Genomic DNA, 12,488 nt, shown 5'->3' with positions numbered 1-12,488 from the left:
GATGCCGCCCAGGCATCACGCTCAACGGCCCGTGACGCCCGGCGCCACGCCGACCGGCCGACGCAGGTCAGGCGAAGAGGGCGGAGACGGATTCTCCGTTGTGGATTCGGCGCATCGCCTCGGCCAGCGCGGGGGCCACCGACAGCACCTCCAGCGCGGGGACCCGCTTCGCGGCCGGGATGGGCACCGTGTTGGTGCAGACGATCTCCAGGACGCCGTCCTGGTCGCTGAGCCGCTGCAACGCGTCGCCGGAGAAGAGCCCGTGCGTGCAGGCGAGCCGGATCGAGCGGACCTTCAGGCCGCGCAGGTGCTCCATCAACTCGACAACCGTGCTGCCCTTGGCGATCTCGTCGTCCAGCACGATGACGTCCCGGTCGGTCACCTCGCCGATCACCGCACTGATCTTGACCAGGTCGTCACTGAACCGCTGCTTCGCACCGGCCGCGACCGGCGTGCCGAGCAGCCGGGCGAAGGCCGCCGCCTCCTTGGCGTTACCCAGGTCGGGTGAGACCACCACGGTGTCGCTCAGGTCGTAGCGCCGGAAGTGGGTGGCCAGCTCACGCAACGCGTGCAGGTGGTCCACGGGAACGCTGAAGAAGCCGTGCACCTGCGGCGAGTGCAGCGTCATCGCCAGCACCCGGTCCGCCCCGGCCGACGTGAGCAGATCAGCGACGAGCCGAGCGCCGATCGAGATCCGCGGCGCGTCCTTCTTGTCGGAACGGGCGTACGCGTAGTGCGGCAACACCACGGTGATCCGGCCGGCGGACGCGCCCCGGGCGGCGTCGATCATCAACAGCAACTCGACCAGGTTTTCCTGGACGGGTGGCACCAGCGGCTGGATCAGGAAGACGTCGCGCTCCCGGCAGTTGGCCTGCAACTGCACTTCCAGACAGTCGTTCGCGAATCGGGAAACCCGCACCGGGTGCAGCGGCACCCCGAGGTGGGCACAGATCTCGGCAGCGAGGTCGGGATGGGCGGTTCCACTGAAAACGGCGATGTCGCGCACGTTCGCACATCGTAGGCGAAGCGGCCGACGGTGAAGGGTGGCGGGCCGAGACTGGCCGTGACGACCGTCGCACCGCGCCGCCGGTCCGGGTACGGTGCTGCGGTGACCCCCGAGTACGTCGCCGCCATCGACCAGGGCACCACCTCCTCGCGGTGCATCGTCTTCGACCGGGCCGGGGAGATCGTCGCCGTGGCCCAGCGCGAACACCGGCAGATCTTCCCCCGCCCCGGCTGGGTGGAGCACGACGCCGAGGAGATCTGGGACAACGTCCAGCAGGTGGTCGCCGAGGCCCTGCGAGCCGCCGGCACCGACGCGACCGGGCTGGCCGCCGTCGGCATCACCAACCAGCGGGAGACCACTGTCGTCTGGGACCGGGCCACCGGCCGCCCGGTGGCCAACGCCATCGTCTGGCAGGACACCCGGACCGGGTCGCTGCTGCGCGAGCTGGCCTCGGCGTACGGCGAGGAGCGGTTCCGGGCCCGCACCGGCCTGCCGCTGGCCACCTACTTCGCCGGGCCGAAGCTGCGCTGGCTGCTCGACGAGGTCGACGGCCTGCGCGAGCGTGCGGAGCGCGGCGAGGTGCTCTTCGGCACCATGGACAGCTGGCTGATCTGGAAGCTGACCGGCGCGCACGTCACCGACGTGACGAACGCCAGCCGGACCATGCTGATGGACCTCACCACCCTGGACTGGGCACCGGACCTGCTGGACGCGATGGGCGTCCCGGCGGCGATGCTGCCGGAGATCCGCTGCTCCGCCGAGGTGTACGGCCACGCCACCGGGGTGCTCGCCAGGGTGCCGGTGGCCAGCGCGCTCGGTGACCAGCAGGCCGCCCTGTTCGGGCAGACCTGCTTCCAGCCGGGTGAGGCGAAGTGCACCTACGGCACCGGCAGCTTCCTGCTGCTCAACACCGGGGCCAGCCCGGTCCCGTCCACGCACGGCCTGCTCACCACGGTCGCCTACCGGATCAAGGACCAACCCCCGGCGTACGCCCTGGAGGGCGCGATCGCGGTGACCGGCTCGCTGGTGCAGTGGCTGCGGGACAACCTCGGGCTGATCTCCACGGCCGCGGAGGTGGAGGAGCTGGCCCGCACCGTGGACGACAACGGCGGCTGTTACATCGTGCCGGCGTTCTCCGGGCTGTTCGCCCCGCACTGGCGCAGCGACGCGCGTGGTGTGATCGCCGGCCTGACCGGCTACGTCACCAAGGGGCACCTGGCGCGGGCGGTGCTGGAGGCGTCGGCGTGGCAGACCCGCGAGGTGGTCGACGCGATGGACGCCGACTCCGACGTGGCGCTGCGCCGACTCCGGGTGGACGGTGGGATGACCGCCAACGGGCTGCTCATGCAGTTCCTCGCGGACGTGCTCGACGTGCCGGTGATCCGGTCCCGGATCACCGAGACCACCTGCCTGGGCGCCGCGTACGCGGCCGGTCTGGCGGTCGGTTTCTGGCCGGATCTGGCCACCCTGCGGGCGCAGTGGCGCTCCGACGCGCAGTGGGAGCCGGCGATGGCCCCGGAGCTGCGCGAGCAGGAGCTGGGCCAGTGGCGCAAGGCCGTGCAGCGCACCCTGGACTGGGTGGAGTGATGGCCGGCCCGGCGGGTCACTCCCAGCGGTTGCCGGTCAGCTTCTCGTACACCTCGACGTAGCGGGCACGGGTCGCCTCGACCACCTCGTCCGGCACGTCCGGCGCCGGGGCCTGTTTGTTCCAGCCGCCGCCGGTGGCCCAGTCCCGCACGTACTGCTTGTCGTAGGAGAACTGCACGCGGCCCGGCTGGTACGACTCGGCCGGCCAGAACCGCGACGAGTCGGAGGTGAGCAGCTCGTCGGCGAGGACCAGGGTGCCGTCCGGCGCCCAACCCAGCTCGATCTTGGTGTCGGCGATCAGGATGCCCCGGTCGGCGGCCAGCTCGGCCCCGCGCCGGTAGACGTCGATGGTGATCTGCCGCAGTCGTTCCGCGGTGGCCTGGCCCACCTTGTCCACCACCTGGTCGTACGTGATGGGTTCGTCGTGTTCCCCCATCGGCGCCTTGCTCGACGGCGTGAAGATCGGCTCGGGCAGGATCGACGCCTCACCGAGCCCGCGGGGCAGTGCCACGCCGGAGACGGCACCGGTCCGCTCGTACTCCCGCAGGCCACCGCCGGTCAGGTAGCCGCGGGCGACGCACTCGACCGGGAGCATGTCCAGCCGCTGGCAGCGGATCGCCCGCCCGGCGAACTCGGCGGGCACGTCGGTGGCCGAGATGACGTGGTTCGGCACCAGGTCGGCGAGCTGCTCGAACCACCACAGCGAGAGTGCGGTGAGCAGGCGACCCTTGTCCGGGATCGGCGTCGGCAGCGCCACGTCGTAGATCGAGATGCGGTCCGAGGCGACCAGGATCAGGTCGTCGCCGTCGGCGTAGACGTCCCGAACCTTGCCCGAGTGCAGAAGTTCCACGCGCCCTAGTACACCACGCGACATCGGGGGACCTGATTCGACCACCCGCGCCGGGGGCTGACCGGACGGACGTTGACACCTTCGTGCGCTCCCTGCGTGAATGGTGCCGCCGTACTCCCGCAGGTCCAGGAGACCCCCGTGCCCGTTGTTCCATCCCCGATCGACCGCCTCGGCGCCGACCCGGGCCGGCGCCGACTGCTCACCGCGCTGCTCGGTGCACCCCTGCTCACGTCCGCTGGGCTGGCCGGTTGCAGCGACGGGGCCGACACGTCGACCCAGGACGGGCCGGTCGAGCTGTCGGTCTTCTGGTGGGGCGGGACCAAACGGGCCGAGCTCACCGAGAAGGTGCTGCGGCTCTACTCGGATCGCAACCCCCGGGTCACCTTCCGGGTCACCTGGCAGGGCGCCGACGGCTACTACGAGCGGCTGGCCACCCAGGCGGCCGGCGGGAACGTACCGGACCTGATCCAGATCGACGACGCGGTGTTGACCGAGTACGCCCAACGCCAGATCATCCTCGACCTCACCGATCGGGTCGCCAACCACCACCTCGATCTGCGGAGCCTGCCGGAGGGCCTGATCCGCTCCGGCACGGTCCAGGGGCGGACGATGGCGGTGGCCGGCGGGCAGACCCACGCCGCCGTGGTCTTCAACCGGGACCTGCTGCGGGATCTGAAGGTGCCGGAGCCGCGGGCCGGAATGACCTGGGCCGACTACATCGCCTGGGCGGAGCAGGTCACCGAGACCAGCGAAGGTCAGGTGGCCGGCACCGTGGACGCGTCCGGTGACCACCGGGCGCTCTGGCTGTGGCTGCGATCGCAGGGTGGCGAATTCTACCGGGGCAACCAGCTCGGTTTCGGCGCGGACGAGCTGATCGCGTGGTTCGAGCTGTGGCAGCGGGCTCGCACCGCGCGGGCCACACCGGGTGCCGCGCTTGTCGAGCAGGTCGACAGCAGGGAGCTGAACCGGCAACTGGTGGTGACCGGGATGACCGCCGCGTCGTTCGCCTGGTCGCATCAGCTACCGGAGTTGCAGCGGCTCACCAAGGCCGAGCTGGGTGTGGTCGGGCTCCCCGGGCCGCCGGGTGCGCAGTGGGCACGCGCGTCGATGTACTGGGCCGCGTTCCGGGGCACCCGCCACCCGGACACCGTCACCGACGTGATCAACTTCTTGACCACGAACGGAGAGGCCGGCACCGTCCTCGGCCACGAACGCGGGCTGAATCCCAGCCTCGCCGTCCGCCGCTACACCGAGGGCAGCATCACCGACCCGGCCCAGCAGCGCGCCGCCGCGTTCGGCGCCAGCCTCGCCGACCAGCTCGGGCCGGCGCCGGCACCACCGTCGACGGGGCACGCCAGGGTGCGTACCCTGCTGGTCGCCGCCGCGGAGAGCATCCGCGTCAAGCGGGCCGGCACCCGGGCGGCCACCTCGCGTTTCCTCTCCCAGGCCAACGCCGCACTGGCGGCGTGACCCCGGCGGTCGGCCGACGGCCCGCCGCCGTCGACCGACCGATGGGGACGACCCGCTGCTCAGCGCGGCGGGCGGTTCCGACGATTGCGGGTCAGACGCAGCACCAGGAACACGATGACCCCGACCACCACCAGGCAGCAGAGCAGGCTGAGGATGCCGAAGCCGCCGCTGCCACGGGACCGCCGCCGCGCGGCCTCCACCACCACCTCGCCGGTGCCCGTGGACGCCCACGCCGCGACGGGCACGAAGACCGCCAGTACGGCCGCACCGAGGACCGTGCTCAGCCGGCCCCACCACTTACCGAAAGAAGACATGTGCCCATCCTCGCCGAAGGACGCAACCTAGGCACGTCGGTCCACGCCGAACCAGGGACCGAGATCGTCCGGAGCACCCCGGATCGCACGCAACGTGCCCGCAACCTGCCGGCAAAGATGATGATCTTTACATGAATCTCCGGAGGTGATCGGATTCGCGCATGGTCAACCCTGGAGGCGATGTGCGGCTCTCTCTCACCCGAAGATCTGCGGCAACAGCGGTCGGCGTCACCCTCGTCGCCGCTCTTCTGACCCCGACGACCGCCCACGGCGCCCCACCGTCCCCACCCCCTCCGAGGCCACCCGCCGCGACCGGCAACACGCCGCCCGCACCCGTCACCGTCACGCTGATCACCGGCGACCGGGTGACGGTAACCCCGGGCGTCGACGGCGCGGCCCCCGCGGTGGACGTCACACGCGCCCCGGGTGCCACCGGCCCGGTGCGCGTCGCCACCGAGCGCGGCGGCACCTACGTGTATCCCGACGAGGCCATGCCCTACCTGGCGACCGGTCGACTCGACAAGCAGCTGTTCGACGTCACCCGGTTGATCGCCCAGGGCTACGACGACGCGCGGACCAGCGAACTCCCCCTGATCGTCACCCGCACGACGGGCTCGGCGACGCTGCGGACCGGCACCACGCTGCCGGGCGCGCGGACCACACTGGAACTTCCGTCCGTCCGGGGCGAGGCGATCCGCACCAACCGGTCCACGGCCGCCGACTTCTGGTCGGCCCTCACCAGCGGCCCGGCACCAACCAGCCGCGGTGCCGCCCCGTCCACGCCGGCCTTCACCGCCGGGGTCGACAAGGTCTGGCTCGACGGCAAGGCCAACGCGTCCCTCGCCGACACCACCGCGCAGGTCGGCGCGCCCGCCGCCTGGGCCGCGGGAGGCACCGGCCGCGGTGTCCGGGTCGCCGTCCTGGACAGCGGGGTGGACACGACCCACCCGGATCTCGTGAACCGGGTGGTCGCGTCCCGCAGTTTCATCCCCGGCCAGGACGTGATCGACCGCAACGGGCACGGCACCCACACCGCCTCCACCGTCGCCGGCACCGGTGCCGCCTCCGGCGGGAAGGAACGCGGCGTCGCTCCCGACGCCGACCTGGTGGTGGGCAAGGTCCTCGACCAGAACGGCAGCGGGTCCATCTCCGGGATCATCGCGGGGATGGAGTGGGCGACGCGCACCGAACGCGCCAAGGTGGTCAACATGAGCCTCGGTGTGAGCGCGTGGCACACCCAGGACGACCCACTGAGCCAGTCCGTGAACCAGCTGACCGCCGAGACCGGCGCACTCTTCGTCGTCGCCGCCGGCAACAGCGGTCCCGACCCGTACACCCTCGGGGCACCGGCCACCGCGGACGCCGCACTCACCATCGGCGCGGTGGACGGCTCCGACCACCTGGCCGACTTCTCCAGTGCCGGGCCGCGGATGATCGACGAGGCTCTGAAGCCCGACCTGACCGCTCCCGGGGTGGACGTGTTGGCGGCGCGCTCGCAGCACATCCCCTGGGGCGAGGGCTACTACCAGACCGACAGCGGCACCTCCATGGCGGCGCCGCACGTCGCCGGGGCGGCAGCCCTGCTGGTCCAGAAACACCCGACGTGGAGTGGGCAGCAGATCAAGGACGCGCTGATGAGCACCAGCGTGCGCACGCCCGGCTACGACGCCTACCAGGCGGGCAGTGGCCGGCTGAACGTGGCCGGCGCCTACCACCAGGACCAGGTCATCGCGACCGGCTCGGTGGACGCCGGGCTGGTCAGGTCGTCCTCCGACACGCCACAGCGGCCGATCACGCGGAAGATCACCTACACCAACACCACTGCCGACCCGGTCCCGTTGGCACTCTCCGTCGACGGTGGCACCTCCCCCGCGCAGGCGTTCACCGCGGCCACCGACCGCGTGACGGTGCCGGCGAACGGCACCTCGACAGTCGACGTCGTGGTGAACCCGGGGGGTCTCCCGCCGGGCCGGTACTCCGCGCAGGTCACGGCCCGCTCCGCGACCGGCGAGGTCCACACGGCCGTGGGGGTCGTCGTCGAGGCGAAGAAGTACGACCTCACCATCCACCTGAAGGACCGCGCCGGCCGACCCATGAGCGGTGAGGTCGAGATCGTCAGCGCCGACGAGGGCTCCACCTTCGTGTGGGTGCCGGACGGCAAGCTGACCAGCCGCTGGGCTCCCGGCTCCTACACCGTCGTCGCCGCCGCCGACGTGCAGGGCCGCAACGGGCCCCGCTCCCTCGGGCTGGCGATGTTGACGGTTCCCGAGGTCGACCTGTCGACCGACCGGGTCGTGGAGCTCGACGCCTCGCGGGCACGCCAGGTGAAGGTGGCGACCGCCCAGCCGACCGCCGTCACCAACACCAGGATCGACGTCTACCGCTCCTTCACCTCACCGGAGCCGACGCCCACCGACTGGGCCGCCCTGCGCGAGACCTTCTGGCCCGGTGCCACCTACGACAGCCTGTGGGCCCTGCCGAGCAAGGAACGGGTGACGAGGGGCAGCTTCGTCCTCACCACCAGGATTCGCGCCGTGCAGACGCCGTTGGAGATCAGCTACGGCGGCCGACGCGTCAGCGATCCCCTCGTGCAGCCCGGTGCACGGCCACTGGCCGACGGCACCGCCCGCCTCGACGCCGTCTTCGCGGGCAACGGCGCGACGAGCGACTACGCCGGCCGGTCCGTCCGTGGCAGGGCCGTGGTCGTACGCGCCAACGACTCGGTGCCCCCCACGGACCAGGCGGCGTCGGCACACGCGGCCGGTGCGGCGATGCTTGTCGTGGTCAACGACCGCGAGGGCCGCCGGAGCGACTGGTACGGCAGCCCCGACGCCGTGCCGACCGGCCCGATCGCGGTCGCCTCGGTGAGCATGGACGAGGGCGAGGCGTTGATCCAGAAGATCGGCGCCGCCGGGCGCCACACGGTACGGCTGGCCGTGACGGCCCACCCCGCACCGAAATACCTGTACGACCTGGTGGACTACCACCGTGGCGGGGTGCCCAGGGACCCGTCCGCCCGGACCGGCCCCCGCGACCTCGCCCGGATCGACCTGACCTTCGCCCCGCCGCCGGGGAAGCAGTCCAGCGAGACGCGGATGGACTTCCCGCCCTACGAGTACGCGGCGGCCCGCTCGTTCCCGTTCGAGCCGGTCGCACCGGGGCCACGGACCGACTGGGTCTCCGCCGGTGACGGCGTCAGGTGGATGCAGTACGCCGACGTCGCCGACTGGGCGCGGTCGAACACGGAGGCGATCGCCTACCGTCCGGGCAGCGTCCAGCGGGACCGCTGGTTCGGGCCCATCACCCGGCCGCGCCTGCTCAGCACCGAGATCCCGTTCCGCGGTGAGACCGCCATGAGCGCGTACATCCAGGGGTTCGGCGACGCGGGGGCCGCGCACAGCGGCGGGGCCAGCATGCCGCAGGTCGTCACCTTCTATCAGGGCGACAGGGAGCTGACCCGGTTCGACGGCTGGCCGAAGGTCGGCGCGGGTGACCTGTCGCCGGAGAAACTGCCGTACCGGCTGGTCGTCGAGACCACGGGCAAGCCCGAGTTCAGCCCGTACTCGACAGCCACGCACACCGAGTGGCGCTTCGTCTCCGGTGGCACCACGGAGGTGCAGGCCATCCCGCTTGTCCAACTGGACTACGGAACGGACGTGGACGCGGCGGGTCGGGCGACGCGCAGGACCGACTTCTCCATCACGCCGGTGGTGGTGGGCAGCACCGCGGCACGTGACGCGGTGTCCTCGCTCACGTTGGAGGTCTCCTACGACGACGGGGCGACCTGGCAGCGGCAGGGCCTGACCGAGAAGCGGGGCACCTGGCAGGCGCACCTGAACGCGCCGCACCGGGCCGAATTCGTGTCCATCCGGGTCACCGCCAGGCAGCGCAGCGGCGACGGCGTCACCCAGCGCGTCACCCGGGCCTTCGGCCTCCGGTAACAACCGGGTGGGGCCGGTGCCTGCCGGGCACCGGCCCCACGACGACGTGCCGTGCGGCGCGGCCTCACCGGCTGTCGAAGAGGAACACCTGACCCCGCGCCAGGGAGTCACAGGCGAGCTGGACCAGTTGGGCGCCCGCCACTGCGGAGTTGTCCCGGAAGCCGACGCACAGGTTGCTGTGTACCGGTCGCAGCCGATAACCCCACAGCGGCGCGGCCACCGGCTCGACACGGAACAGCTGCCCGCGCCCGGTGGCGCAGTAGTCGTCGTAGAGCGGCGCGCCGACGCTCACCGATCCGTTCTGCACCCCCGTGCAGCCGGGCCCGTACACCTCGTGGTCGGTCGTGATCCGATAGGTGTCGCTCCCGGCCGCCACCAGAGTCATCCTCGGGAACTGGCTGCCGCACGACGGCTGCTGGTAGAGGTAGCCGCTGTCGCCACCCTGCTCGGTCAGGCACATGCCGCTGTGCACGGCGCGGATCCGCACCGGCCCCGGGGTGACGGCTGGCGGCAGACCAACGAGACCGGGCACCTCCTGCGCGGTGACGGCACGCGGGAGCACCCGCACCTCGTCGACGTCACCCGGCCAGAAGTCCGCCGCCGAGCCGTCGCGCAGCCCCCGGCCCAGCACGAGGGCACCGGTGGCCGGCCAACTCGCCACGTGGCTCGCCGTGCCGGCAAGCGTCCCGTTGACGTACAGCCGTAGTTGGCCGGCGGCGGCGTCGAAGACACCGGTCAGGTGCGTCCAACTGTCGACGCTCGCCGTCGAGGACACCGCCGCGTCGGTGGCCGCGCTGCCGCCCGGCTCGTCGACCCGGTCCATCCGGAAGGCCCACCGGCCGGTCGCGGCCTCGTAGCGCAGCCGGAACCGGCTGGTGTGCTGCCCGTCCTGGCCGACCGCGACGGCATCCCGACCGGCCCCGGCGAGTCGCACCCAGGCCGACACGGTGAAGCTGGCGTCCCCCGCCACCACCGGCCCCGCCGTGTACGCCACTCCGGACGTCCCGTCCAGGCGCACGCCCCCGTCGCGCACCTCCCGGTGGAAGGCCGCACCAGGTGCCAGGTAGAGCGAGTGACCGTTCCCGCTGGCATCCGTGCCGACCACACCTGTCGGCTCGTTCAGGTGCCACCACGCCTCCGGGCCGAACGGCTCGCCGGCCATCTCCTCGATGATCTTCTTGGGCGCCGCCGGGTAGTCGTAGAGCTGGACCTCGTCGAGCGCACCGGTCCAGGCGCCACGCCCGCCGGACACACCGTTCGCCTGGCCGACCAGGAGGGGACCGGAGGCGTTCCAGGTGCTGCGGTACGACGTACTGCCGGCCAGCCGACCGTTGAGGTAGATCCGCAACTCGCCCGCATCGTGGTCGTACACGCCGGCGAGGTGGGTCCAGGTGCCGAGTTGGGGAGCCGTGTTGGCCACCGCGACCCGCTCCGCCGCCGCCGTGCCGTCCGCCTCGCGGAGCACGAATGCCCACCGTCTGCGGGCACTGTCGTAGCGCAACACGAAACCGTTGCCGGCGACCCCGGCCTGGGCCACCGCGACCCGGTCCTGGCCGACCTGGTCCAGTCGGACCCAGGCCAGCACGGAGAAGCTCTGGCCGGTGTTCACCACCGGTCCGGTCGACCGACCGTAACTGGCCTCGACGCCGTTCAGCAGCACCGCGCCGCCGTGCCGCCCGGACGCCTGCCACGACGCCCCGCCGCTGAACGTGACGCTGCCGTCGGGGGCGCGTGTCGCCACGTCCCGGCCGATGACGCCCTGCCCCTCGTCGAGCGGCAGCTCGACAAGCGGCGCCGGCACCGATCGCAGATTGAAGCCGTACGACTGCGGCCAACCGAGGTTGTCGGCCCGGTCCACGGCGAGCACGCGGAGTTCGTACCCGCCGGGCTCCTGGCCGGTCCAGCGCAGCACAGCGCTGCCACCCGGTCGGTCCGCGGTCACCCGCCCGGTGAGGTAGCCGTCCGTGCCGCCGAGCTGGTATTCGAAGGCCACCACGTCCTGGTCGCCGTCCGCGTCGAACCGGAACACACCCGTGCGGTCGACCCTGGCGCCCGGCCCGGACGAGGGGAAGTCGACCGAGGTGACAGTCGGCACGGTGGTGGGACCTGTGGTGTCCACCGTGAACTCGCACCAGGGCCCCGGCGGCCCGGTGTCGATCTGGTCGTTGACCGTCGCCCGCCACCGGTACGTGCCGCCCTCGGCGAGCACCCAGTCGGGCACCTGGTAGGTCTTGATGTGCTCGGGCAGCCGCTCGCTGGTGTGCACGGGGGTGCCGTCCGGCGCCTGCACCTCGAAGGTGACCTGCTGGCCGCCGCCCTGGCTGCCCGACGCGAGATCCTCGGCCACCTCCACGGCCAGCACCGGCCCGAGGGTCCGTACCCAGGCCGTCGCCCCGGCACCGGAACAGCCGGACATGCTGTCGGTCGGCGTCATCACCGGCGTTTCCGGCACGGTGTTGAACTGCACCGCGAGCACCGGCTTGTTGTCGAAGGCCATCGCCCCGGAGATGCTCTGGTCGTCTCCGGTCAGGCCCAGCGTGAGCTGTCGCCAACTGTTCGCCGCCGCCTCGCGCATCAGGGCCCGCACGTCCACCTCCACCGTGCCGCCCGGACATTCGGGGCCGCCGCCCTTGCCGGTCCGCACGGTGCCGAGCAGCCGCTGCTCGGTGGGCGGATTCGACCAACTCGTCGACGGGCTGATCGGGCCGGTGAGGTGCGTTTGCAGGGCCTGCGGATAGCACGAGTAGGAGTACAGCTGGTTGAGGCTGAAGGCGGTGTTCTCCAGGATGGTCTTGCCGGCGAAGAACGCCGTGTCCATCTGGAAGTACGAGTGGTACATGTTGTACGAGGACTCCTGCGGGTCGTGCCCGACCCGGGCGTGATAATCGTCGATGTCCCACCACACCTGGGAGGGCAGCTCCCGGGAGGTCATCGCCCAGTGCTGGCGCTGGCCCGGTGAGGTTGGGTCGGCGCTGGCGGTGCCGGCCCGCAGTTCGGCGGTGAAGGTGCGGTCCGGGTTGGCGAAGACGGTCCGGTCCGGCGTACGCAGTGCGGGCATCTCGACGCGGCGGCCGAGCCGGACTGCCGACGCCGTGGCCGCCGACGCCGTGGCCGCCGGCCAGGACGACGGTGCCCCGGGGGCCGGTCGAGCCGTCGACCGGACCGGCCCCGGCGGGGCGACCAGCGGGGTTGCCGCCGCCCGGCCCTGCGGAGCGGGGAAGGGCACGGTCATGGCGGCAGCCACCAGGACGAACACCGCCACTGTGGCGACAGCTCGCCCGACCACGCCGAGCCGGATACTCTTCGACACCTGCCCTCCC

The 12,488-nt window shown here is 72.0% G+C and carries 7 protein-coding genes; 3 read left to right on the top strand and 4 right to left on the bottom strand.

Annotated features, from left to right (window positions below; translation table 11 throughout):
* Window positions 1-67: 67 nt before the first annotated feature.
* Window positions 68-1,006, bottom strand: coding sequence for a ribose-phosphate pyrophosphokinase (locus AB0B14_RS27050; RefSeq protein WP_357524846.1), 939 nt, complete (start codon window positions 1,004-1,006; stop codon window positions 68-70).
* A 102-nt stretch (window positions 1,007-1,108) separates the two neighbouring features.
* Here AB0B14_RS27050 and glpK point away from each other — a divergent pair, with 102 nt between their 5' ends.
* Window positions 1,109-2,593 carry a glycerol kinase GlpK gene (glpK, locus tag AB0B14_RS27045; RefSeq protein WP_357524844.1) on the top strand — a complete coding sequence of 495 codons (1,485 nt, stop codon included), beginning with the start codon at window positions 1,109-1,111 and terminating at the stop codon, window positions 2,591-2,593.
* A 16-nt stretch (window positions 2,594-2,609) separates the two neighbouring features.
* Here the strand turns inward: glpK and AB0B14_RS27040 are convergent, their stop codons facing one another.
* Window positions 2,610-3,443 carry a phosphoribosylaminoimidazolesuccinocarboxamide synthase gene (locus AB0B14_RS27040; RefSeq protein ID WP_357066644.1) on the bottom strand — a complete coding sequence of 278 codons (834 nt, stop codon included), beginning with the start codon at window positions 3,441-3,443 and terminating at the stop codon, window positions 2,610-2,612.
* Window positions 3,444-3,581: 138 nt separating this feature from the next.
* Here AB0B14_RS27040 and AB0B14_RS27035 point away from each other — a divergent pair, with 138 nt between their 5' ends.
* Window positions 3,582-4,913 carry an extracellular solute-binding protein gene (locus AB0B14_RS27035; protein WP_357524842.1) on the top strand — a complete coding sequence of 444 codons (1,332 nt, stop codon included), beginning with the start codon at window positions 3,582-3,584 and terminating at the stop codon, window positions 4,911-4,913.
* A 59-nt stretch (window positions 4,914-4,972) separates the two neighbouring features.
* Here AB0B14_RS27035 and AB0B14_RS27030 read toward each other — a convergent pair whose 3' ends face one another.
* Window positions 4,973-5,227 carry a hypothetical protein gene (locus AB0B14_RS27030; RefSeq protein ID WP_357524840.1) on the bottom strand — a complete coding sequence of 85 codons (255 nt, stop codon included), beginning with the start codon at window positions 5,225-5,227 and terminating at the stop codon, window positions 4,973-4,975.
* A gap of 182 nt (window positions 5,228-5,409) precedes the next feature.
* Between AB0B14_RS27030 and AB0B14_RS27025 the strand changes: the two genes are divergently transcribed.
* Complete coding sequence (locus AB0B14_RS27025; RefSeq protein ID WP_357524838.1) at window positions 5,410-9,168, top strand: S8 family serine peptidase; 3,759 nt, start codon at window positions 5,410-5,412, stop codon at window positions 9,166-9,168.
* Between the two features lie 64 nt (window positions 9,169-9,232).
* Here the strand turns inward: AB0B14_RS27025 and AB0B14_RS27020 are convergent, their stop codons facing one another.
* Entirely contained in the window at window positions 9,233-12,478 is a 3,246-nt protein-coding gene (locus AB0B14_RS27020; RefSeq protein WP_357524836.1) for a LamG-like jellyroll fold domain-containing protein, read from the bottom strand.
* Window positions 12,479-12,488 lie beyond the last annotated feature (10 nt).

The organism is Micromonospora sp. NPDC049171 (assembly GCF_040648275.1).
Classification (GTDB): Bacteria; Actinomycetota; Actinomycetes; order Mycobacteriales; family Micromonosporaceae; genus Micromonospora.
Note: the sequence above shows the minus strand (reverse complement) of the source record. Positions and strands in the feature narration are given on the sequence as shown.

Bases quoted from the DNA above. Each gene is read 5' to 3' on its own strand.
- AB0B14_RS27030 (WP_357524840.1), bottom strand. From the start codon at position 5,227: ATGTCTTCTTTCGGTAAGTGGTGGGGCCGGCTGAGCACGGTCCTCGGT.